Origin of the sequence: Pseudarthrobacter sp. NCCP-2145, assembly GCF_023708005.1 — a bacterium.
Lineage (GTDB): Bacteria > Actinomycetota > Actinomycetes > Actinomycetales > Micrococcaceae > Arthrobacter > Arthrobacter oxydans.
Genome location: NZ_BRCG01000006.1, coordinates 182,577 through 203,755, shown reverse-complemented (window position 1 = coordinate 203,755; position 21,179 = coordinate 182,577). Strand labels below are relative to the sequence as shown.

21 protein-coding genes, 1 tRNA gene and 1 other RNA gene are annotated in these 21,179 nt (G+C 66.3%); 9 read left to right on the top strand and 14 right to left on the bottom strand.

The window, feature by feature from the left end; translation table 11 throughout:
* Positions 1-75: 75 nt before the first annotated feature.
* From NFU08_RS07515 to NFU08_RS07500, 4 genes are read right to left on the bottom strand one after another with little or no spacing between them, the layout of a single operon-like run.
* The gene (locus tag NFU08_RS07515; protein WP_104188222.1) at positions 76-411 is read right to left on the bottom strand and encodes a serine protease inhibitor; all 336 of its coding nucleotides are present in this window, start codon (positions 409-411) and stop codon (positions 76-78) included.
* Positions 408-1,346, bottom strand: coding sequence for a 3-methyladenine DNA glycosylase (locus NFU08_RS07510; RefSeq protein WP_174180968.1), 939 nt, complete (start codon positions 1,344-1,346; stop codon positions 408-410). Before NFU08_RS07510 ends, NFU08_RS07515 begins: the two co-directional genes overlap by 4 nt.
* Positions 1,318-1,896, bottom strand: coding sequence for an SSI family serine proteinase inhibitor (locus NFU08_RS07505; RefSeq protein ID WP_246256457.1), 579 nt, complete (start codon positions 1,894-1,896; stop codon positions 1,318-1,320). The genes NFU08_RS07510 and NFU08_RS07505 overlap by 29 nt, the downstream gene beginning before the upstream one ends.
* A 4-nt stretch (positions 1,897-1,900) precedes the next feature.
* On the bottom strand, positions 1,901-2,389 hold the full coding sequence (locus NFU08_RS07500; RefSeq protein WP_174180970.1) for a MarR family winged helix-turn-helix transcriptional regulator: 489 nt from the start codon (positions 2,387-2,389) through the stop codon (positions 1,901-1,903).
* A gap of 76 nt (positions 2,390-2,465) precedes the next feature.
* Between NFU08_RS07500 and NFU08_RS07495 the strand changes: the two genes are divergently transcribed.
* Both NFU08_RS07495 and NFU08_RS07490 read left to right on the top strand, forming a co-directional pair.
* A complete protein-coding gene (locus tag NFU08_RS07495) occupies positions 2,466-2,708 on the top strand; it encodes a hypothetical protein (RefSeq protein WP_066273642.1) in 243 nt (80 codons plus the stop codon).
* A 122-nt stretch (positions 2,709-2,830) separates the two neighbouring features.
* The gene (locus NFU08_RS07490; RefSeq protein ID WP_174180972.1) at positions 2,831-3,046 is read left to right on the top strand and encodes a hypothetical protein; all 216 of its coding nucleotides are present in this window, start codon (positions 2,831-2,833) and stop codon (positions 3,044-3,046) included.
* Positions 3,047-3,145: 99 nt separating this feature from the next.
* On the opposite strand, the gene NFU08_RS07485 is transcribed toward NFU08_RS07490, so the two are convergent.
* The 5 genes from NFU08_RS07485 to NFU08_RS07465 all read right to left on the bottom strand — a co-directional run bounded on the left by NFU08_RS07485 (position 3,146) and on the right by NFU08_RS07465 (position 9,646).
* Positions 3,146-4,504, bottom strand: a complete 1,359-nt coding sequence (locus NFU08_RS07485; protein WP_066273644.1) for an aspartate kinase — start codon at positions 4,502-4,504, stop codon at positions 3,146-3,148.
* 277 nt (positions 4,505-4,781) lie between these two features.
* Positions 4,782-5,381 carry a recombination mediator RecR gene (gene recR / locus NFU08_RS07480; protein WP_066273645.1) on the bottom strand — a complete coding sequence of 200 codons (600 nt, stop codon included), beginning with the start codon at positions 5,379-5,381 and terminating at the stop codon, positions 4,782-4,784.
* A gap of 78 nt (positions 5,382-5,459) precedes the next feature.
* Entirely contained in the window at positions 5,460-9,128 is a 3,669-nt protein-coding gene (locus NFU08_RS07475) for a DNA polymerase III subunit gamma and tau (protein ID WP_251421905.1), read from the bottom strand.
* A gap of 51 nt (positions 9,129-9,179) precedes the next feature.
* Positions 9,180-9,276, bottom strand: an RNA gene (ffs, locus tag NFU08_RS07470) — signal recognition particle sRNA small type.
* Between the two features lie 7 nt (positions 9,277-9,283).
* Complete coding sequence (locus NFU08_RS07465) at positions 9,284-9,646, bottom strand: hypothetical protein (protein ID WP_251421904.1); 363 nt, start codon at positions 9,644-9,646, stop codon at positions 9,284-9,286.
* A gap of 336 nt (positions 9,647-9,982) precedes the next feature.
* On the opposite strand from NFU08_RS07465, the gene NFU08_RS07460 reads away from it, so the two are divergent.
* Positions 9,983-10,067 (top strand) — tRNA-Ser (locus tag NFU08_RS07460).
* Positions 10,068-10,137: 70 nt separating this feature from the next.
* On the opposite strand, the gene NFU08_RS07455 is transcribed toward NFU08_RS07460, so the two are convergent.
* Complete coding sequence (locus NFU08_RS07455; protein WP_174180981.1) at positions 10,138-11,058, bottom strand: oxygenase MpaB family protein; 921 nt, start codon at positions 11,056-11,058, stop codon at positions 10,138-10,140.
* Between the two features lie 224 nt (positions 11,059-11,282).
* Here NFU08_RS07455 and NFU08_RS07450 point away from each other — a divergent pair, with 224 nt between their 5' ends.
* From NFU08_RS07450 to NFU08_RS07440, 3 genes are all read left to right on the top strand, one after another.
* On the top strand, positions 11,283-12,950 hold the full coding sequence (locus NFU08_RS07450) for a M23 family metallopeptidase (RefSeq protein ID WP_251421902.1): 1,668 nt from the start codon (positions 11,283-11,285) through the stop codon (positions 12,948-12,950).
* A 102-nt stretch (positions 12,951-13,052) separates the two neighbouring features.
* Positions 13,053-13,538: a glutathione peroxidase gene (locus tag NFU08_RS07445; protein WP_285835580.1), complete on the top strand. Its 486-nt coding sequence runs from the start codon at positions 13,053-13,055 to the stop codon at positions 13,536-13,538.
* Between the two features lie 164 nt (positions 13,539-13,702).
* On the top strand, positions 13,703-14,632 hold the full coding sequence (locus tag NFU08_RS07440; protein ID WP_251421898.1) for a phosphodiesterase: 930 nt from the start codon (positions 13,703-13,705) through the stop codon (positions 14,630-14,632).
* A gap of 51 nt (positions 14,633-14,683) precedes the next feature.
* Here NFU08_RS07440 and NFU08_RS07435 read toward each other — a convergent pair whose 3' ends face one another.
* Both NFU08_RS07435 and NFU08_RS07430 read right to left on the bottom strand, forming a co-directional pair.
* Positions 14,684-16,321, bottom strand: a complete 1,638-nt coding sequence (locus NFU08_RS07435) for a stealth family protein (RefSeq protein ID WP_174180989.1) — start codon at positions 16,319-16,321, stop codon at positions 14,684-14,686.
* A 60-nt stretch (positions 16,322-16,381) separates the two neighbouring features.
* Positions 16,382-17,311: a hypothetical protein gene (locus NFU08_RS07430; RefSeq protein ID WP_174182274.1), complete on the bottom strand. Its 930-nt coding sequence runs from the start codon at positions 17,309-17,311 to the stop codon at positions 16,382-16,384.
* A gap of 155 nt (positions 17,312-17,466) precedes the next feature.
* On the opposite strand from NFU08_RS07430, the gene NFU08_RS07425 reads away from it, so the two are divergent.
* Both NFU08_RS07425 and NFU08_RS07420 read left to right on the top strand, forming a co-directional pair.
* Entirely contained in the window at positions 17,467-17,766 is a 300-nt protein-coding gene (locus NFU08_RS07425) for a type II toxin-antitoxin system VapB family antitoxin (RefSeq protein WP_102976783.1), read from the top strand.
* Positions 17,759-18,430, top strand: coding sequence for a LytR C-terminal domain-containing protein (locus NFU08_RS07420; protein WP_251421895.1), 672 nt, complete (start codon positions 17,759-17,761; stop codon positions 18,428-18,430). The genes NFU08_RS07425 and NFU08_RS07420 overlap by 8 nt, the downstream gene beginning before the upstream one ends.
* A 15-nt stretch (positions 18,431-18,445) precedes the next feature.
* On the opposite strand, the gene NFU08_RS07415 is transcribed toward NFU08_RS07420, so the two are convergent.
* Both NFU08_RS07415 and NFU08_RS07410 read right to left on the bottom strand, forming a co-directional pair.
* Positions 18,446-19,096: a TetR/AcrR family transcriptional regulator gene (locus tag NFU08_RS07415; protein ID WP_174182278.1), complete on the bottom strand. Its 651-nt coding sequence runs from the start codon at positions 19,094-19,096 to the stop codon at positions 18,446-18,448.
* A gap of 57 nt (positions 19,097-19,153) precedes the next feature.
* A complete protein-coding gene (locus tag NFU08_RS07410; RefSeq protein ID WP_251421892.1) occupies positions 19,154-19,852 on the bottom strand; it encodes a DsbA family oxidoreductase in 699 nt (232 codons plus the stop codon).
* Between the two features lie 222 nt (positions 19,853-20,074).
* Here NFU08_RS07410 and NFU08_RS07405 point away from each other — a divergent pair, with 222 nt between their 5' ends.
* Positions 20,075-21,139 (top strand): glycosyltransferase family 4 protein, encoded by a 1,065-nt coding sequence (locus NFU08_RS07405; RefSeq protein ID WP_251421889.1) that lies wholly within the window; start codon positions 20,075-20,077, stop codon positions 21,137-21,139.
* The last annotated feature ends 40 nt before the right edge of the window (positions 21,140-21,179 follow it).

The window sequence follows — 21,179 nt, the reverse complement described above, 5'->3', positions numbered from 1 at the left end:
AGAGAAGAAGACAGGATCCCGGGCGCTCAACCGCCCGGGATCCTGTCTTTTGTTTATCCGGCCTTAGCAGGGCCCTTAGGCTCCGCCCGCGCTCCCAAGCAACGCCGCCATGGCATTCCAGCGCGAGATTTCGCAGCCATCCGTGCGCGTGAACACAGAATCAACGGTGCGCCCATGAAAGATGCCCGTGACCACGGCTACCTGGGGCCCGCCGTACTGCTGGGTGCACAGCCGGGGTGGGCCGGGCTTGGGAAAGAAGATGCCCTCGCCGTACTTTTCCACCGCTGCCAGGGCCGCATCAGGGTCCGGCAGGGTGGTGGCCGGCTGGGCGCGGCCGCCGTCGGCCACCAGCCGGAAGACATGTTCGACGGCGGCAGGATCTTCCCGGAGCCTGACGGTCAGGTCGATCACGCCGGAACCGTCCTGGACAGTGCCTCCAGTTCCACGGCCAGCTTCTCCCGGAGGGCAGCCGCTTCCGCAGCGAAGGAGCGCTGGTGCTCCACGTACTCGGCCTTGCCCTGCGGCGTCTCGATGGGAATTGCGGGGTAGCCCCACTCCGCAAGATCGTAAGGGGAAGCCTGCATGTCCATGGCGCGGATCCGCCAGGACAACTCAAAACAGTCCATCACCAGCTCGCTGGGCAGGGCCGGCAGCAGCTTGTACGCCCACTTGTACAGATCCATGTTGGCGTGGAGGCAGCCGGGCTGTTCGAGGTGGCGCTGGGTCTCGCGGCTCGGCGCCAACTCATTCAGCGGGACGGCGTCCGGAGTGTAGAAGCGGAACGCGTCGAAGTGGGTGCAGCGGATCCGGTTGTCCTCCACCACCTTGTCCGTGCCGGCCGGCCCCAACCGCAGCTGCAGGTACTCGTGGCGCAGGTCGAACCTGTCCTGGTGGTACACCATGGCCCATTCGTGCAGCCCGAAGCAGCCGAACTGGGCGGGGCGTGCTGCGGTTCCGCGCAGGATGACGCCCGCAAAGGCGATTGCCTCGCTGCGGTCGGCAAGAAAGGCGTCCCGGTCAAAGGTGACCGCGGTACTCCCTTCCGGCAGCCCCAGGAAGGCAAGCTCGCCGTCGTCGAGCCGGCGGTAGTGCTTCCAGTCAAGGCGCCCAGCCGCTTCCCGGCCCAGCAGGACGTGCCCTGCGCCGGGGTGCCAGCGGCGCAGCTGGCCGGGTTTCTGGGTGTAGTAGGTGAAGAGGAAGTCTTCCACCGGGTGCTTTTTGCCTGCCGACCTGCGGGCCAGGTAGGGGTCCGCGTAGCGGCTGACGCGCAGTTGGTGTGCCTTCTCCAGCGCCTGCCATTCGTCCGCCGCGAGGAGCCTAGGCTCCACCGGCAACACCAAGGACATCCCTTGCAGCATCCCAGCTGCCGATCTCACAGCCATTGGTGCGCGAGAAGGCAGTGTCTACGGGGACACCGTCCACAACTCCCGTCACGGTGGCTTTCTGGGGGCCGCCCCACTGCTGCGTGCAGGCCTGCGCGGTTCCCGGGACGCTGGGGCTCAGCAGCCCCGCGTTTTCTTTCAAGGCGGAGCAGGCTGCATCCGCGGCGGGATGCACGCTCTCGGCAGCGGGGACTCCGTCTGTGCACACCAGGGTGTAGCTGGTCTCGGGTTCTCCCTCTGCGGTGGTCACGATGATGGACAGTTCGGCATTGCCCTGCCCGGGTCCGGAAGGCGCCGCTGAAGGTACCGGGGCGGGGGCGGGGACGGAGGTCTCAGTGTCGGCGGACGGGCTGGCGGATGGGCTCTCCGACGCGGTGGCGGAGGCCGTGGGAGTTGCGGAAGGTTCGCCGGAAGGGCTGCCGCCCCCCTGGTCCGGGGAGCACGCCGGGAGCAGCGTTGCTGCCAGCAGCAGGGCGAGCGCCGTTTTCCTCATGGACCGTGGCCTGTCCGTCATCCCCTTATTCTACTGCCGGTTCTGGTTCTGTCTCCTGGCCGGAGGTAGCCGCAATCAGCCCCATCATGGAGGTGTGCAGTTCCGTGACCTGGGCTCGGGTCAATCCCAGGCGTTCCATCATTGTTCCCGGGACCTTGAGGGCCTCCTGGCGCAGCGCGGCGCCCTTCGTGGTCAGTTCGACGGCGAGGGCGCGCTCGTTGCCGTCCACCCGCCGTCGCGTGATCAGTCCCGCAGCCTCAAGCCGGCGGAGCAGGGGTGAGATGGTGGCCGGTTCCTGGGCAAGGGCGTCGCTGATGTTCCGGACAGTGCGCGGACTCGCCTCCCACAGGCAGAGCATCACCAGGTACTGCGGGTGGGTCAGGTTCAGCCTTTCGAGGACGGGCTTGTAGGCACCCACAACGCTGCGCGCAGCCACCGTCAGGGCGAAGCACAACTGGTGCTCCAGGAGCAGGTCCTCGTCCTGCCCCGGTTCGGTGCCGGTCGCCGTCTCCATGCTCCTCCAATTGTTAGTGCACTAACTGTTAGCGTACACTTCCAGTAGCTATCATGTCAGGTAAGGAGCCGGGTTCATGGGCAAGGGCAACTCTGAAGGCAAGGAAAACGCGTCGCAGCGTTTCATGCGGGCCACAGGAAGGCTGCGGGCCATCTTTGGTCCGGCCAACCGTTCATCCCTTGTCCACGACATGACGGAGGAAAACCGCAGGCTGCTGGCCCAGCGTGAGGCGGAGACCCAGCAGTGGGAGACCGTCACCAGGCCCGATGGCAGCACCTACGTTGTACCCAGGAACCCGGAAGACAAGTCACTCCGCTGAGCCTGCCAATTTGGGGTCCGGGCGGGAGCCTTTTCCGGTCCGCAGGCATAAAATAAGGGCACTGGCTCCAGCACGGAGGCATGGACTCTTTCCCCCGGATAGTCGGGAAGGGGGTGGAAACAGTGGCACATGTAGTCAACAGGTTCATGGGCCTGACCGACAGGCTCCGGTTCTTCTTTGGGCCCGCCGCGCGGCTGGACCCCGATACGCCGGTGGTGCACAGGCACGATGCCTTCGAACAGGCCTCGGAAGAGGAACTCTCGCACTTTGTTGTGGAGACCGATGCTGCCGGCCATCACTACGCCGTACGACGCGAAGACCTCGAGAAGCAGGGCTGAACCGGTCCCGGTTGCTCCGGCCACCCCCGACAGCAGGACATAAAAAAGCCGGGCCCCTTTCCGAATGAACGGAAAAGGGGCCCGGCTTTTCGTTGCCGGCTAGCGGCCGGTGCCGCCGTACACGGTGGCTTCGCTTTCGCTGTCCAGGTCAAAGGCCTTGTGGATGACACGGACAGCCTCATCCAGCAGGTCCGCGTGCGTCACCACGGAGATGCGGATCTCGGAGGTGGAGATCATGTTGATGTTGATGCCGGCGTCGGACAGCGCTTTGAAGAACGTTGCTGACACGCCCGGGTGGGAGCGCATGCCCGCCCCGATCAGGGACAGCTTGCCGATCTGCTCGTTGTACTCGATGCTCTCGAACCCGATCTGGTCCTGCGCGGCATGAAGGGCTGCCAGCGCGTCGGCGCCCTCCACGATGGGAAGCGTGAAGGAAATGTCCGTCCGCCCCGTGCCATGGGTGGAGACGTTCTGCACGATCATGTCGATGTTCGAGTGGGCGTCGGCGATGACCTGGAAGATCGCTGCGGCCTTGCCGGGGATGTCCGGAACGCCAACAACGGTGACCTTGGCTTCGGAACGGTCGTGCGCAACGCCGGAGATGATTGGCTGCTCCAAGGCAACTCCCTCTTGTGTGGTGATCTTGTCTTCGGCGCTGGGGATGACCCACGTGCCTTCGTGCTGGCTGAATGAGGAACGGACGTGCAGGGGGACGCCGAACCTGCGGGCGTACTCCACGCAGCGCAGGTGCAGGATCTTGGCTCCGGACGCCGCGAGCTCGAGCATTTCCTCGCTGGAAATCCGCTCGATCTTCTGGGCGGAGGGAACAACGCGGGGATCAGCCGTGTAAATGCCGTCCACGTCCGTGTAGATCTCGCAGACGTCCGCTTCCAGTGCGGCAGCCAGGGCCACGGCAGTGGTGTCTGAACCGCCCCGGCCCAGGGTGGTGATCTCGTTGGTGGCCCGGCTCATGCCCTGGAAGCCGGCCACGATTGCGATGTTGCCCTTGTCCAGGGCGGTGCGGATCCGGTGGGGGTCGACGTCGATGATCCGGGCCTTGCCGTGGATGCCATCGGTGATCATGCCGGCCTGGGAACCGGTGAAGGACTGGGCGGAGGCGCCCAGTTTGTTGATGGCCATGGCCAGAAGTGCCATGGAGATGCGCTCACCCGCGGACAGCAGCATGTCCATCTCGCGGGCCGGCGCGGAATCCGTCACCTGCCCGGCAAGGTCGAGGAGCTCGTCAGTGGTATCACCCATGGCCGAGACGACCACCACAACTTCGTTACCGGCTATCTGTGCGTCCACCACGCGTTTGGCTACCCGCTTGATGCCGTCCGCGTCCGCTACGGAGGATCCGCCGAACTTCTGCACGATGAGCTGCTTTGTCACCGCACGGCCGGCGGGCGGCTCCTGCTGCTGCGTTGCGTTGTGCACTTCGGTAGTGGGCGTACTCATGCGCGTACCTTCACTGAATCAATTGGAGTCCGGCCAGACAGCCGTAACGCTGTGCTGGCCCTGACGCTGGGAACTAACGCCATCCATGGCGCGACTTCTTTTCCCAGTTTATCGCCGCCCGCAGCCCGGGGTTGAATTGTGACCATTTTCAGGCCCGGGCTGCGCCGTTGCGGGGCGCGTTTGCTTGCGACAGGTGCAGCCAGGAGTCCTGGCAGGGCGGCGGAACCTGTTGCGTTGTGGTGTGCCGGTTTGTTGCGCCGTGCCAGGTGGCGCCCGGTCAGGTCAGGGCGTTGCGGCGGCCCTCGAAGGCGCGTCCCAGGGTGACCTCGTCCGCGTATTCCAGGTCTCCGCCCACCGGAAGCCCGGAGGCGAGGCGGGTCACCGTGATCCCGATCGTCTTCAGCATGCGTGCCAGGTACGTGGCGGTGGCCTCACCCTCAAGATTGGGGTCCGTGGCGATGATGACTTCCTGGATGGCGCCGTCGTTAAGCCGGGTCAGCAGCTCGCGGATCCGGAGCTGTTCTGGTCCCACGCCCGCGATGGGATTGATGGCGCCGCCCAGCACGTGGTAGCGGCCCCGGAACGACCGTGTCCGCTCCACGGCCAGAACATCCTTCGATTCCTCGACCACGCAGATCACGGCCGGATCCCGGCGGGGATCCCGGCAAATATTGCAGAGTTCCTGCTCGGTGACGTTGCCGCAGACCGAGCAGAATTTGACCCGTTCCTTGACAGTGGTGATCGCCTCAACCAGCCGCTTCATGTCTTGCGGATCCGCCTCGAGAATGTGGAACGCGAGCCGTTGGGCGGACTTGGGGCCCACCCCCGGAAGGCGTCCGAGCTCGTCGATCAGCTCCTGGACAGCACCTTCGTACACGTTTCCCTCTTCAGCTTGGTGTGGTTTGCGGGTAAAGCCATGACTTGCAGGTGCGCCCCCGGCATGCCGGGGCCGCGGTCAGTACCGCGGCGCGATGGGGCTTCCGTCCGGGGAACGCTCCTCAATCAGCTTCCCGCCCAGAATACGCTCCACGGCGGCACGTCCGAACACTCCCGACTCTTCGATCGTCTCATCGTCGGCGCTGGGGATGTCCTGGACGTAGGTGGCGGCGGCTGCAACTGCCCTGGCCGGAGCCTTGGCACGCCCGGCCTCCGCTTCGGGGCTGTTGGACAGGCGCTGGTACAGGCTCTGCCGTGCTTCTGCTGCGGCAGCAGACGACGCCTGCGGAGACTTTGCCGGGGCCGCCTTCGCCGGAGCGGCCGGCGCAGCAGCAGCGGTCACCGAAGCCGCCGGGGCAACCGGCGCGGGGGATGATACTGCCGGCGACGGTGCTGCTGGAGATGCTGCTGCCGGGGCATGAGTGGCGTGTGCCGGCGTTGCAGCAGCGGGGGAAGCTGATGCCATGGCGTACTCGGGCGCGCGCACGTCCTCCGGTGATGAAGGCGCCTGTCCGTAACGGCCGGCTCCGGGGTGTCCGCTGCCGGGAGACGGGGCAGGTGCCAGGCCCCAGTCGGGTTCAGGACTGGAGCCGGCCTGAGTGACCGGGATGGAGGGCGGCACCTGGGCGGCAGCTGGTTCGTAGTGCGGCGTCGGAGCAGGCGGGTTTGCTGCCTCTTCGGGCCCATCCGCTGAGGCACTCCTGCCCACGTTGCTTTCCTCGCCGACCACCCAGACACCGGGTGCCTGTTCGACTGCGCGGGTCCAGGGATCGTGGGGACTTCCGGAGGCCGACGCCGGATCAGCGCCAGGCCGGCCATTGCCCTGGGCGGTGGTGCCGGAAGCGGAACCCGCCGGAGCGGAACCGACCACTGAGGAACCGGACCTGCTTGGAACACCACCCGTACCCGCACTGCCTGATACCGCACTGCCTGATGCTGCACTGCCTGATACCGCACTGCCTGAACCGGTGCTGTTCGAAGTGGTGCCGGCCGTTGCCGGCGGCCGGGAGTGGGCAGAAGGGTCCCAGTCCATGGGAGGTTCTTCGTCCAGCGGGGGAGCGTCCTCGTCCCTGGCCGGTCCCCAGTCGTCATCAGAATATGAGTAGTCGCCTGCCGGGGCAGCCGCAACGGGAGCCGGGGAGGCATGTGCAGGGGTGGGGACGCGTCCGGGCGCCTGCCCGGGGGCGGACCCGGCACCGCCCTCCGCAAACGGGCTGGCAGGGTTGGCCGAGACGGCCGCCTGATCCGCAGCGGGCTCCGGTGTGGCGGCCCCGGTACGGCCGGCGTTGTCCCTTGCAGCCGCGCCTTCCGTGCGCTGTTGTGCGTCCCGCCCAGGGGTGTGCAGGGCCGCACTGTCCGCGCCGTCCCGACCCGGCAATCCGCCCTGCTGGTTCCCACCACTGGCGCGGCCAGGGGTGCCGGGCTGCTGGACTGAGTCGTCGGGTGACGATGACGGCGCGGGGGCCAGGCCCCACGCGACGTCAGCCGACGTTGCCTGGGCCACCCGGGTGGCGGGCACTTTTGGGTTTGGGTCAGAGCTCGCCTGCGCGCCGCCACCGGCCGACGCAGTGATCTGGCAGTCGATGCCCACGGTTTTGTGGATGGCCTGCCGCAAATTGTCTGAATGGTCTGCCCGGCCGAAGGCGCCGGCAAGCCCGGGCGTGGTGAAGGCGAGGGTCAGGAGGTGGCCGTCGAACGCGGCAACCTGCGCGTTGGGTTCGACGAGCGCCCATGTGCTGCGCTTGATTTTGGACAGCGTTTGCAGGACATCCGGCCAGGCACGGCGCAGGACCTCAACATCGCCCATGGATCCAGCCGCCGGGGCAGCCGCCGGGGCAGGCCTATCCTGCTGGGCAGGGGAGGGCTGTGGCGTGGAAACCGGCGCCGGCCGGTCCGCCGGCTCCTGCCTTGTACCCTGTACCGGGCCCGGGGCTGCCCCGGAAGGGCCACCCTGTGCCTGGCCGGGAGCAGCGGACGCCGGCTCCGCCGTGGCGGGGCGGGGCACGTCGCCGCCGCGGCCGGCGGGAGGGGTGGATGAGGACCTGTTCGCCGCCGGATCCTCTACGGGCCAGTCATCGGTGCTGACGCGCGGTGCGGTCAGCGGGCCGCGGGGTGCACCAGCAGGGGAGGAAACATCCTCTGCCCGGCTGGCAGCATGCGTTGCCGGAGCGGCTGGTGCTGCCGACGCCGGCGGTGCTGCCGACGCCGAATCAGGAGCCGGCGCGGAAGGCGAAGCCGCCGGCGCGGCCGCAGGCGTGCTCGAAGCCCCCGATACTGCAGGCGATTGCGGGGCGCCAGGAGCCGCAGCAGCAGGAACAGCTTGGCCGCCGCCAGAAACCGCCGGCGCCGCCGGGGCGGCAGGAACAGCTTGCCCGCCGCCAGAAACCGCCGGCGCTGCCGGAGCCGCAGGAACTGCAGCCCGGGCGGGGGCCGGAAGCGCCCCCGCTTGAGGCGCAGGGGAAACATCCGCCGCGGTGCGGGGCGCACCTGGGGCGGCGGGAGCGCCGACGTCGTTCCCGGCGTAGTTCAGCCGGCGTTCCACACGGTCTATCCGGGCGGCCATGCCGCGCTCGTTCTGCTCGGAGCTGGGCAGCAGGATCCTGGCGCACAGCAGCTCAAGGTGCAGCCGCGGGGAGGTGGCGCCGGTCATCTCGGTCAGCGCCGTGTTGGTGACATCTGCTGCCCGCGACAGCTCGGCCGCGCCCAGGTTGTGGGCCTGGTTCTTCAGCCGGGCAATCTGGTCAGCGGGCATGCCGCGAAGTATGGTCTGGGCGCTTTCGGGCATGGCCTGGACAATGATGAGGTCGCGGAAGCGCTCCAGGAGGTCCTCCACGAACCGGCGGGGATCGTGGCCGGTTTGGATGACCCGGTCTACGGCCCGGAAAACGGTGGCGGCGTCGGAAGCGGCCACGGCTTCAACCACGTCATCGAGCAGCGAAGCGTGGGTGTAGCCCAGGAGGGCGACCGCGAGTTCGTAGTCCAGGCCGTTCGGGCCTGCACCCGCCATCAGCTGGTCCAGGACGGAAAGTGAGTCGCGGACGGAACCGCCGCCGGCGCGGATCACCAGTGACAGGACGCCCGGGGCCACCGGAACGTTCTCCTGGTTACACAGCAGCTCAAGGTAGGCCATCAGCGGCTCCGGCGGCACAAGCCGGAAGGGGTAGTGGTGCGTGCGGGAGCGGATGGTCCCGATGACCTTGTCCGGTTCCGTGGTGGCGAAGATGAACTTGATGTGTTCCGGTGGTTCTTCAACGATCTTCAGCAGGGCGTTGAAGCCGGCTGACGTGACCATGTGGGCCTCGTCGATGATGAAGATCTTGTAGCGGTCACGCACCGGGGCGTAGGTGGCGCGCTCGCGGAGGTCCCGGGCATCGTCCACACCACCGTGGCTTGCGGCGTCGATCTCGATGACGTCCAGGGAGCCTGAGCCGCCGCGGGCCAGCTCAACGCAGCTGGGGCACGTGCCGCAGGGGGTGTCCGTGGGGCCCTGGGCGCAGTTGAGGCAGCGCGCCAGGATCCGTGCGGACGTGGTTTTGCCGCAGCCCCTTGGCCCCGAGAAAAGGTAGGCGTGGTTGACCCGGTTTTTCCGCAAAGCGGTCATCAACGGCTCGGTGACATGTTCCTGCCCGATAACGTCTGCAAAGGAGTCCGGACGGTACCTGCGGTAGAGGGCGGTAGTAACTGTCACAGAGAAAACCCTACCAATCCGGGCCGACATCCTGCCGCCCTGTGGGGGAATAGTAAAGACCCCCCATGCACCCGCCAGAGCCCATTTACCCTTGCTACCTTCCGGTCCTGGGGGAGTTCAACAGGATGACGCCACATGAGGGGCCGTCAGACACTTTACCCGAACTTGCTGCCCGACTCGAATCGGCCTTCCGTCCGGCGCCAGCCTTCCACCGGCCAGCTCATGAAGGCAGGCTCCCCATACGGATGCGTTGCCCGCACGGCGGCGATGACCCCTTCCAGCAGAGGCCCTTCAACCACGCATTCGATCCTGTCCTCGGCGGCTTCTTCCGGCATGCCGACCCGTCCCAGGTACGGCTCCGCGCCGTCCAGGGGAGTAAAGCGGCCTGTCCCCGCCGTGACGAAGGAACAGTGCGAGTACTTGCCGATCCTGCCTGCTCCGGCATCGCCGATGGCCGCGAGGAGCGCCTCAGTGTGAGTACGGGGGACGTAAACCACCAGTGCATGCAGCTCGTTCATGGCTTCATCCTGCCGGAACCGGGCGGGGGTGGTGGACGAAAATCGTTGCTTATCCCGCCGGCGCCCTTGATCATGGGTATATACACCGATTGGGGCAATCTCAAGGTTGTGAGCTGCGTGGCCTGGCTGAACGGGGCCGGACCCGGCAGCTCAACGGTGTCCGGGGAATGGACGCGTTGGGGGCGTCCATTTCGTGGTTAAAATCGTCCGGGCCGGCGTGAACCCGGCCGGCCGGGAGTCCTCCGTCCGGACCTTACGGCCGTGCAGCCGGGGGTCAATTGGGCGATGCGGAAAAGATCAGGTAATCTAGTATCTGCTTTTGATTCAGAAGCAGCTGGAGAATTCGCCTAGCGGCCTATGGCGCACGCCTGGAACGCGTGTTGGGTTAACGCCCTCGGGGGTTCAAATCCCCCATTCTCCGCCGGTTAAGAACCCGGCTCCGGCACCTGCCGGGGCCGGGTTCTTTCGTTTGTTAGGGTTGCGGACAACGGTCACGCGTCTGCGCCCGGCACGCCCAGCCTGCTGAGTCGTTCCCTGGCGGCGAGTTCGCTGGGGCCCCTGCGTCCCAACGCCAGGCGTACGACGCCGAGAACCAGCTTGGTAGCGAGCCTCACCGGCAGCGTCACAGGACCCAGCCGTGGTACAGCCAGTCCGAGCATCTGGCGGTACCTTGGCTCCAGGCTGTACACCGCACCGGCAAACAGGATCCGATAGCCCGGCCGGAGCACCCGGTTCAACGGCGGGTTCCGGATGAACTCCACCGTCTCCGCCACCCGGGCGTCGACGCGAAGCTCACCGCTCTGGTACCAGCGGTCCAGTTGCCTGTGCATGTCCGCTTCGCTCAGCGGCGGGTCCTCCACTCCCATCAGCCGCCCCGCCTGTGCCCACTCCCGGACATAGGCGTCGGGGCCGCCGGGTATGGCGCCGCCCCAGATTTTGTGGGCTGTCAGGAACGCGTCCGTGAACGCAAGGTGGATCCAGCCGGCCAGTTCCGGGTCGTTCGCACTGTAGCCGCGCTGCGTTCCGAGGTTGTCGCTGTAACTGCCCTGGACGGCCTCGTGCAGCCGGCGCACCCGGCGTGAGGCATTCTCCGCGGCTTCGGTGGAACCGTAGGTCACGGTGAAAATCCAGCGGATCGTGTTGGCCAGCCTGCCCAGCGGATCCTCGCGGAAGTTTGAATGTTCGTGGACGCCCGCAAGCGCGCCGGGGTGAAGGGCCTGCATCAACAGTGTGCGGATCCCGGCCACGATGGGCGACATGGAACCATGCACCGCCCACACCGCCGAACCGGGCAGGTGGTAGCCAGGGTCGTCCCCCTTCGCGAGATCGAGCTGCCACTGCGGAACTCCGTCGGAGCCGTTACTGAACGTGTGGACAAGGCGTTTCTTAATAGGACTCAGGATGTTCTTCATTGTGCACAACCTCCTGCGGCATACCCCGCTGTTGGGCCAATCGTAAGCACAACCCGGGCTCTCGTGGTGCCTGCACGGACAACCTGGTTTCAGCCACCGGACAGCGGGCAACCACAAAAAAACCGCAGTGTCCCGCTGCAGGGTTCCCAGGGTCCCCGCCCGTATGTTCCCATGGGAGATACCGTCATGACAGGGGCGGCCAGCCACGTCCTGGAGTCAGTCTCATGGGCAATCACGCGGTATCCGGGAAGGACGCCACAGGCCCCAAAAGTTTGTGCCTGCCCGCTGTGCGTGCCGTGGCGGCCAGCGGGGTGCTGGCCATGGCCGTCTGGGCGGTGAACCCCTCCGGCAGTGCACCTGAAGCGGGGACCTTGACGGCCTCCGTCATCCGTCCCGGCGCAGGCATGGGTGCCGTGGGGATTCCGGCTGGTTCCGGTACCGGCACCAGTTCAGACCGGCACGGCAGCAGGGAGTCGGGCGCACCGACGCTGGACGGCCTCGTTGCCGGGCCCCTGACCGCGGCCATCCTGAGCGACCCCCAGGTGGAGATCGCCTTTCCCCGTCCGCTGGTGAGTGGCCACGGGGAGGAGACCCCGTCTGCCCTCGCCGTGGAGCTGACAGCGGTGGGCAGGCCGCCGGCGGGGTATCTGATGGCTCCCCTCAAGCAGCTGGCTCCGTCGTCGCCCTTCGGTTTCCGGGTCAGTCCGTTGTCCGGAGCAGCAGGCGATTTCCACCTCGGCCAGGACTATGCGGCTCCCTGCGGCACCCAGGTCCATGCGGCTGACGCGGGAGAGGTCCGCGCGGCGGGCTGGCATCCCTGGGGCGGCGGCAACCGGGTTGAGATTGACCACGGCAACGGGCTGATCACCACGTACAACCACCTGGAGTCCATCGCCGTCCGCAGCGGGGATTCCGTCAGCGCCGGGCAGGCCATTGCGCGGGTGGGCTCCACCGGATGGTCGACGGGATGCCACCTGCACTTCGAAACGATCCTCGACGGGCACCACGTGAGCCCACAGAAGTGGCGCCTGATCGCGCTCAGGCCCTTCGGCGGTGGACCTGCTGACCTGCGGTCCTACCTGCCGGGCACTGACGCTCCGTCCACCGGGCCCATACGCTGGACCATCCCGGTGGGCCAGGGCAGCGAGCCTCCGCCGGCTCCCCGCTGGGTCAAAGCGACGACGACGACGGCCGGGTCTCCGTCTTCGCCAGCGTCCTGGCTGTCGACTCTGAGGCCCGCGGACTCCGGAACGCCGTCACCGACTGCATGGGCCGGGTATGGCACGCCGACGCCATCCGCGACGGAGACTGGGACTGGTACGCCGACGCCATCCGCGACGGAGACTGGGACTGGTACGCCGTCGCCGTCCCCGACGGAGACTGGGACTGGTACGCCGTCGCCGTCCCCGACGGAGAGTGAGACTGGCACGCCGTCGCCGTCCCCGACGGAGACGGGCACACCGACCCCGACGCCGACGGAGACGGGCACACCGACCCCGACGCCGACGGAGACGGGCACACCGACCCCGACGGATCCGGGAACGGGAACACCGACACCGGTTGAGCCGGCACCCGCGCCGGTTGAGCCCGCGCCCGTCGAGCCTGTACCCGTGCCGGTTGAGCCTGTACCGGTCGAGCCTGCACCCACGCCGGTTGAGCCTGTACCGGTCGAGCCTGCACCCACGCCGGTCGACCCTGTACCGGTCGAACCCGCACCCACGCCGGTTCAGCCCGCACCGGTCGAGCCCGCACCCACGCCGGTTGAGCCCGTACCGGTCGAACCCGCGCCGGCACCCACAGCGACTTTTTCCGTCGAACCGGTTCCGGCACCGAGTGAGACCACCGAACCGGTGCCGCTGCCAACCGGCACGACCGCGACCCCGGAGCCCTAGGATCCACGCGGAGGTTCACCCAGGAAACTCCAAGCCCGGACCAGTACACTGGTTCGCCGGTAACGAATTCCAGGCATGAACAACTCTCCGAGGACGCAACCTGTGACATCCCTGTACCCGATCCCCCTGACCCTGAACGACGGCACCACCACTGACTTCGGCATGTTCAAGGGAAAAGTGGTGATGGTGGTGAACGTCGCCTCCAACTGCGGGTTCACGCCCCAGTACGCCGGCCTGGAGACGCTCTACGAAAAGTTCAGGGACCGCGGGTTCGAGATCCTTGGCGTCCCGTGCAACCAGTTCGCCGGGCAGGAACCTGGCAGTGACAGCGAGATCGCCGAGTTCTGCCAGCGGAACTTCGGGGTGACATTCCCGTTGACCGTTAAGGCGGACGTCCGCGGCAGGAGCCAGCACCCGCTGTATGCGGAGCTCACCAAGTTCAAGACAGGACTTCTGCCCGGACTGGTGAAGTGGAACTTCGAGAAGTTCCTCGTCAACCGGGAAGGGGAAGTGGTGGGACGCTTTGCGCCCACAGTGGAACCCGACTCGGCAGAGGTGATCGACGCCATCGAGGGCGCCCTTGGTTAAAAAACCGCCGCTGCGCCGAACGCAGCCACGCAAAAGCGCAGTTCTTTCATCTTTTTCCACATCAGCCACGGCGATTTACCCAAAGTTTGCCAAATGTCTGATTGGATAAACCTTACTGAAGGGTACAAGGGAAGCGCCGTTTCCCACCGACCACAGAGGCAGCAATGGAGCACATCGAGGCCGAACATCCCCGGCCACGCCACTTCCTTCTCCACCTGAGCGATCCCCACTTGATGGGAGGTCCGGACCCCCTTTACGGCGTCGTTGACAGCGAAGCCAGGCTCATTCAGCTCTTTGAAGAGGTCAAGGCCTCCGGTGCACGGCCCGAGGCCGTCATCTTCACGGGAGACCTCGCCGACAAAGGCGATCCTGAGGCCTACGTCAAACTCCGGGCGATCGTCGACCCCGCCTGCGAAGAGCTTGGCGCCAAGGTCATCTGGGCGATGGGCAACCACGACAACCGCGCCAACTTCAGGACGGGCCTGCTGGACGAACCCGCCCATGACGGGCCCGTGGACAAGAGCTACTTCATCAACGGGCTCCGCGTCATCACCATGGATACCACCGTGCCCGGATACCACCACGGTGAACTGAGCGCCTCCCAGCTTGAGTGGCTCACACGGCAACTGGACACTCCGGCCCCCGACGGCACCATCCTGGCGCTGCACCACCCGCCTGTTCCATCAGTCCTGGATCTCTCCGTCCTGGTGGAGCTGCGGGACCAGGCCTCGCTGGAGGCTGTGGTCCGGAACTCGGACGTCCGCACCATCCTTGCCGGGCACCTGCACTATTCGACCACGGCAAGCTTTGCCGGCATCCCCGTCTCCGTGGCCTCAGCCAGCTGCTACACCCAGGACCTGAACGTCCCCGCTGGGGGCACCAGGGGCCAGGACAGCGGCCAGTCCTTCAACCTGGTCCACGTCTACGAGCACACGATCGTTCACTCCGTGGTTCCCATGGGACGTTCGACGACGGTAGGCGAGTACGTCTCCCCGGAAGAGACAAAGCGGCGCCTGGACGCCGCCGGGGTCCGGATTCCGGAAAGCGCCAAGCAACGGAGCAGCCCAAAGCTCGGGCTGCCCAGCAGCCGCTAGGAGTAAAGACAAAGGTCCGTGCCGCCAGCGGCACGGACCTTTGTCTTCCGGCTATTTTTCCCAGGGCGCCTTGATAGGGAAGTACTTGTCCAGGAAATCGGTGACCTGTGCAGCGCGCTCGTCGGCAGGCACTTCCGGGAAACTGCCGTCGTTCAGGCAGAAGAAGTCCATGTTCCGCTTGGCCAGGAGCTTGGGCAGGTACTTCAGTCCCGACTTCATGGTGGTATCAACGTAGCGGACCTTCGCCGCCGTCTGGGTTACTGCCCGGCCGGTGAGCAGTGCGTAGTAGTGGTAGAACGAGTTGGTAACGGAAATGTTGTCCGCTGCCCGGAAACGGCTGGCAGCCGTTTTCCGGAACTCCTCCGGGAACTCCCGCTCCATCTTCGACACAACGCTGCGGCGCAACGGTGCAGCACAGTGCTCCAGGTGTCGGGTGGTGATCCGCCCGAACCGGTTCCACAGCAGCTTCCGGTTGACGCGGGCTGCGTTCTCGAACCCGCTCCGCTCAACGGCGTTCTCACCCAGGCCGATCCGGGTTTCCGCCTCGACAAACTTCGTGATGCCGCCGGGCGTGAAAAACAGGTCCGGGCTGACCGGCCGGCCGAAGAACATGTCGTCGTTCGAGTACAGGAAGTGCTCCGAGAGGCCTTCGATGTTGTGGAGCTGGCACTCCACCGCCTGCGAATTATGCGTGGGAAGCACCGAGGGGTCCGAGAAGAACTCTTCACTGCGGACAATGGTCACCGAGGGATGGTCCGCCAGCCACTCAGGGGCCGGTGAGTCCGTGGCGATGAAGATGCGGCGGATCCACGGGGCGAACATGTACACGGACCGGAGTGCGTATTTGAGTTCGTTGATCTGCCGGAAACGGGCCTCGTGGTCGTCGCCCTCGCCCAGGACAACGTCCTTCTGCTGGGCGCGCCGGGCGGCAATGTACTCGGGGGAGCTTCCGTCCACCCAGGAGAACACCAGATCGATGTCGAAGCTGATGTCGCTGGCGTGGTCGGCGAACATGTTCTCGATGGTGGGCCAGGTGTGGCCGTAACGCTCCACGGTGCCGCGGACGGCATCCTGGCGGAGCAGGGTCCTGCGCGTGAGGGAGTTCTCGATCGGCAGGGTGATTTCATTGGCCTTGAAGGACCACAGCTCAATCTGCACACCTGCTGACGAGCCGAACTCGAAGCCGCCGTTGGGTTCCACGCGGGGCCGGTACAGGCGGAAGATGCGCGCCTGGCGGTTGGTGGAAAGCTCGCCGTCCGCAACCAGCAGCGAGGTCTTCTTCTTGGCATCCACCGTCATGGAGTAGAAAGGCTCGTCCCGGCAGGCTTCCACCAGGGCCGCCCGCAGTTTCTTCCGGTCTTTCCAGTCCAGGGCAATGACCGGCCGGTCGTTGTTGCCCCTGACCAGCAGGTACGCCAGGTCCGCGTTGGCCAGCACGTTGCGCACGAACAGGAGGTCCTCCACCATGGCCTGGTAAGGGGTCCTGGTCTGGTTGATCAGCGCGATGCGGCCCTTATGCGTGATGACATCAGGGCGGGGGTTAAGCCGCTGCTCAGCTTCGGGGGAAGTGATCTCCGCGTGGAATTGTTCCTCTACGGAGGCCTGGCCTCCGTAGTAGACCTCGTCTTGAACCGGTGCTTCTGTAATGGTCGTCTCCGTGCTCGTCAAAGTATGCGTTCCTACCTGCATGATAGCCGGGCGGCCTAAACAGCAGGTTTCGGGCAGGATGCCCGGGGCCGGGGAACCGGCCTAGGCGCCCAGCGCCTCCCGCCAGCTGCGCAGGAAAGCCCCGCCGGCGTCGTCGTGGATAACGGACGCCCCAAGCCCCAGGTCCCCGGCCGTCAGGACCGGGTACGGTTTCTCCGGGATGCCGTCGGCCGGACGGACGTCCACGTGCTTGACTGCGTGGTCGTTGTGGTGGAGCCAGTCGGCCATGGCGTAGTCGGTGCGCGAATCGCCCACAGTCCGCCACGCCGCCGGCGTGATGCCCTGCGCGGCCAGCAGTTCCACTGCCCGGCTGGCGCCCAGGTCCTTCCCGAGCCGTACCGACTCGATGTCCGTGGAGATGATGGTGGGATCCACGCGGTAGTCCACCTCGTCGTCGGAATTGGGGGCGTGGTGGTCGAGCCGGACCACACCCAGCCCGTGCCGGGCCATCAGGTCCATCGCGTCGGCGTCAAAGAGTTTCTGCTCTGCAAGGTAGTCGGCACTGGGTACGTCTATGTGCTGCTCCACGGACACCATGGCGCGCTTGGTCTCGTCAAAGAACATGTGCTCGGCATAGTCCTCCGCCACCATGCGCCGGATGTCGTCCCCGTAAGCTGTGGGCACGGCGAGCTCCCGGTCCACGTGGATGGGGCCGGGTCCGGCCGCGGTGTAGCTGAACCAGACGGCGCCCTTTTCGCAGATGGCGTGGATGATGGTCCCGGCCGGGATTCCGGCGGCGATCATGGGTTCCATTACCTGTTCCCGGATGAAAGCGTCGGAGCGCCCCGTGTTGAAGACAACGGGGATTCCCGCCGCCGCGAGGGCAACCAGGTCATCGATGATCTCCCGCTTCACGTCCCGCGTCACCGGGCTGGCCACCGGCCCGTCCACATCGAGCAGCAGGGCCAGCGGCGGAATGGCAGGCGCGTGGATTCCGGGTGCGGACACGGCGGGGGACTCGGATGCTGTCATGCCTCTATTCTGTCAGCTGAACCTTCCGCAGCGCCCACGACGGCCTGGACCGGCAACCGCAGGTGCTGGCGGGCCATGGTCACTGTTTGGCCACAACCTGCGGGAGGAACCGCCGGGTACTTTCGCTGGGCCCGCAGGATGCCTAGTGTGGCAAGGTGATATTTAAAGCTGTGGGCGAGGGCCGCCCTTACCCCGACCATGGTTATACGACGCCCAAGGAATGGGCGTCGCTCCCGCCGCGTCCGGTCCGGCTGGACGAACTGGTGACCACCAAGCGCACCCTTGACCTGGAAGCACTGCTGGCTGAAGATTCCACCTTTTTCGGCGACCTGTTCCCGCATGTGGTGCAGTACCAGGGAACCCTCTACCTGGAGGACGGGCTGCACCGGGCCGTCCGCACCGCCCTGCACCAGCGCACCGCAATCCATGCCCGTGTCCTGGTGATAGATGGCTAGGAAGAAGGAGCAGGACGTCAGCGTCCTCCACGGCCACCACGTCGTCAGCGGCCCGGAACTGCGTGCCACGTTTGGGGCAGCCCAGGCCGACGAAACAGCCCGTGTGCGCCGGCGTGTGCTGCACGGGGTTGTCCTGGTGCTCCTTGTGGGGCTCATCGCGGCGGCCATCATCACGGCGTTGGCGATCATCAACGGGCAGCTGAAGATCCCCTCGGCGGCGCCCGCGGAAGAGGCCGTCTCCACCTGCCCGGCCGCAACGTTCGACTACACTCCGAACGACCAGATCAACCTGAACGTGTACAACTCCACCAGCAGGCCCGGGCTGGCACGTTCAGTGGCGGATGAGTTCCTGGCCCGGAAGTTCGTGGTGGGCGCCGTGTCCAACGTTGACGCGGGCTACCGCGGCGCCGCCGCCGTGATTTCGGGAGCGGCCGGGCAGTCTGCCGCGTTCAGCGTCCAGCGGAACCTGCCGGGCTCGGACTATTTCCAGGACAGCCGGACAGACGGGAGCGTGGACGTGATCCTCGCCCAGGACTACAAGGCGCTCACGCCGCCGGAACTCGTTGACCAGACCCCGGGAACCCTCAGCTGTCCGCGGGAAAGCCGCCGCATCGCGGATGACGACAAATGGCCCGTCTTTCCGTCGGCGGCACCCTCCCCGTGAACGTCGGCGGGTGGATCAGCCGGCCACAGCCGGAAGGGGACTTACCCTCACGGGGCGGCCGTCGTCGTCGAACCTGGCGCCGGCACCCAGCTGGATGAAGCGGACGGTCCTGGCCACGCGTGCTTCCAGTTCGGCGGGCTCGTCGCTGCCCCTGGCTGCGCTCGAGGACAAGGTGCCCAGGATGAGCTGTGCCTGCTGGTTGATATCGGCCGCCGGCAGGTAGCCCTGCTCCATTCCATCCCGCAGGATGCCCTGCAGCAGGACGCTCAGCTCGCCAACATGGTCGGCGAGCTTGGCGAAGGACGACGGCGACAGCACGGCTCCCATGGCGGGTCCCGGCGGCAGGTGCCGGCGGCTGAGGTCGACCACCTGGGCGCGCACGTACAGGGCGAGCCTGTCAACGGGGTTGTCCAGCCGGCCCAGGGAGTCCCGCAGCTCGGAGAGGAACTTCTCGGTCTCATCGAGGGCATAGGAGATCAGCAGCTCCTCGATGTCCGCGTAGTAGTTGTACACGGCAGTCCGGCCCACGCCCGCGTGCCGGGCCACGTCCGTCATGGTGAGGCCGGGCAGGCCATGGGAAAAGAGGAGTTCGCCGAAGGCGGTGAGGATGCGGCGCTGGGTGTCCGCTCGCTGCTCGGCGTTGCTGGCCGCTGAAATCCTGGGCATACAGACACTTTACCGCGATGTGTCAGTAAACGCGCTGGGCATTTCCCGGGCGCCCTCCTAGGCGGGGCAGCCGTCCGGCCCGCACGCCCCGCCATCCGCGGAATTGACCAGTACCAGCGGGTTGGCGTCCTGCCATGCCTGGTCCAAGGCTGCAGAGAACGTCTCGGTCGGCTGGGCCCCGGAGAGGCCAAACTTCCGGTCAATGACGAAGAACGGCACGCCGCTGATGCCCAGGGACCGGCCCTCTTCGACGTCAAAGCGGACGTCATCCGCGTACTTGTCGGTGGTGAACAGCTCGTCCACCTCGGCCCGGCCGATGCCCAGCTCCACCGCCAGGGACGTCAGGTATTCGCGGCTGCCGATGTCCTTGCCATGCTCGAAGTGGTCACTGAGCAGGCGCTCCTTGGCGGCGTCCTGCCTGCCGTGCGCGGCAGCGAGATGGATCAGGCGGTGTGCGGTGAAGCTGTTGGCCACGACCACGGAATCGAAGCGGTAGTTCAGCCCTTCACCGCTGGCTTCCCGGGCCACATGGTCGAACATCTGTGAAACCTGTTCCCGCGGCATGCCCTTGCGGGTGCTGAGGTAGTCCAGTTCGGTTCCGTCGTAGTGCTCAGGAAGGGCGGGGTCCAGCTGATAGCTCCGCCAGGTCACCTCCACCGCATCCCGGTGCGGAAACGCCGCCAGGGCGGCTTCAAAGCGGCGCTTGCCGATGTAGCACCACGGGCACGCGACGTCGGACCAGATCTCAATCTTCATACCTGGGACAACCCGGTGGCGCGCGGCGTCATTCCGGCGGCCGTTGTTAGGTACCCCACAGTAGGGCTTGTGCTGCGGCCCTGTTAGGGCGATAGTCGGAGCAAGGTTAAGCAAACGCCCTCGGAGAGCTGTTCCGAATCGCCATGCGGACCGTCGAACGGATCCGATGGAAATGCCAGGACACCTGGGGATCCCGGCCTGTCAAAATCCTGGAGGCCAGGAATGCGGATAGGACTTGTTGCGGGACCGTGGATCCCGATTCCACCTGTGACCTACGGGGGCATTGAACGGGTAGTGGACAACCTGGCCCGGGGGTTCGTGGCAGCAGGCCATGAGGTTCTGCTGGCAGCGCCCTCGGACAGCACCTGCCCTGTCCCGCTCGTGGCGGGCATGCAGGACTCGGCGCCGCATGAACTGGGTTCCACCACCTCGGAACTCAGCCACGTCGTCAGGGCTTACAAAAGCCTTGGGAGCGTGGACATCATCCATGACCACACAATGGCGGGGCCCCTTTACGTGAATTCTCCCCAGGGGACGCCAGTGGTGACCACTATCCACGGCCCACTCAACGCGCATGCTGTGGACATCTACGGGGCCATCGCGCGCCGCCGGGCCGCCATCATCGCAATCTCCCGGGACCAGGCCTCGCATGCTCCGGAAGTGCCGATCACCCGGGTCATCCACCACGGCATGGACGTTTCCTCGGTGCCGGTGGGTGCCGGCGATGGCGGGTACTTGTGCTTTGTAGGGCGGTCCTGCCCGGACAAAGGGCTGCTGGAAGCCATCATGATCGCGCGCGAGGCCGGCATGCCGCTGCGGATCGCGGTGAAGATGCGCGAACCCGCCGAACTCAGGTACTTCCACGAGGTCATTGAGCCGCGGCTTGGGCCAAACGAGGATTTCGTGGGGGAGGTGGATGACGTGACCAAGTACCGGCTGATGGGCGGGGCGCTGGCCTTCCTGAACCCTATCCAGTGGTCCGAGCCGTTCGGGCTGGTGATGATCGAGGCGCTGGCCACCGGCACGCCTGTCATCGGGACAAAGATTGGTTCTGCTCCGGAGATTGTCGACCACGGACGTACGGGCTTTCTCGGCAAAACCAGGGACCTGGCCGGGTTCGCCGGGGCTGCTGCCGGGCTGGACAGGACTGCCTGCCGCAGGGTTGTGGCGGAGCGCTTCAGCGTGGAACGCATGGTGGGCCAGCACCTCCGGCTGTTCACGGAACTGATCGAAAGCAGAATGCCTGGAGGGGTTCCGGATACCGCACACGTGCACCAGAATCTATAAGGGGCCGGCGGTCCTCCCAGCCCCGGCAGCGTCCACTCCC

Excerpts from the sequence above, each read along its gene's own strand:
- NFU08_RS07510 (WP_174180968.1), bottom strand. The coding sequence starts at position 1,346 with ATGTCCTTGGTGTTGCCGGTGGAGCCTAGGCTCCTCGCGGCGGACGAA.
- NFU08_RS07505 (WP_246256457.1), bottom strand. The coding sequence starts at position 1,896 with ATGACGGACAGGCCACGGTCCATGAGGAAAACGGCGCTCGCCCTGCTG.
- NFU08_RS07500 (WP_174180970.1), bottom strand. The coding sequence starts at position 2,389 with ATGGAGACGGCGACCGGCACCGAACCGGGGCAGGACGAGGACCTGCTC.
- NFU08_RS07495 (WP_066273642.1), top strand. The coding sequence starts at position 2,466 with ATGGGCAAGGGCAACTCTGAAGGCAAGGAAAACGCGTCGCAGCGTTTC.
- NFU08_RS07485 (WP_066273644.1), bottom strand. The coding sequence starts at position 4,504 with ATGAGTACGCCCACTACCGAAGTGCACAACGCAACGCAGCAGCAGGAG.
- NFU08_RS07465 (WP_251421904.1), bottom strand. The coding sequence starts at position 9,646 with ATGAACGAGCTGCATGCACTGGTGGTTTACGTCCCCCGTACTCACACT.
- NFU08_RS07455 (WP_174180981.1), bottom strand. The coding sequence starts at position 11,058 with ATGAAGAACATCCTGAGTCCTATTAAGAAACGCCTTGTCCACACGTTC.
- NFU08_RS07450 (WP_251421902.1), top strand. The coding sequence starts at position 11,283 with ATGGGCAATCACGCGGTATCCGGGAAGGACGCCACAGGCCCCAAAAGT.
- NFU08_RS07440 (WP_251421898.1), top strand. The coding sequence starts at position 13,703 with ATGGAGCACATCGAGGCCGAACATCCCCGGCCACGCCACTTCCTTCTC.
- NFU08_RS07435 (WP_174180989.1), bottom strand. The coding sequence starts at position 16,321 with ATGCAGGTAGGAACGCATACTTTGACGAGCACGGAGACGACCATTACA.
- NFU08_RS07430 (WP_174182274.1), bottom strand. The coding sequence starts at position 17,311 with ATGACAGCATCCGAGTCCCCCGCCGTGTCCGCACCCGGAATCCACGCG.
- NFU08_RS07420 (WP_251421895.1), top strand. The coding sequence starts at position 17,759 with ATGGCTAGGAAGAAGGAGCAGGACGTCAGCGTCCTCCACGGCCACCAC.
- NFU08_RS07415 (WP_174182278.1), bottom strand. The coding sequence starts at position 19,096 with ATGCCCAGGATTTCAGCGGCCAGCAACGCCGAGCAGCGAGCGGACACC.
- NFU08_RS07410 (WP_251421892.1), bottom strand. The coding sequence starts at position 19,852 with ATGAAGATTGAGATCTGGTCCGACGTCGCGTGCCCGTGGTGCTACATC.
- NFU08_RS07405 (WP_251421889.1), top strand. The coding sequence starts at position 20,075 with ATGCGGATAGGACTTGTTGCGGGACCGTGGATCCCGATTCCACCTGTG.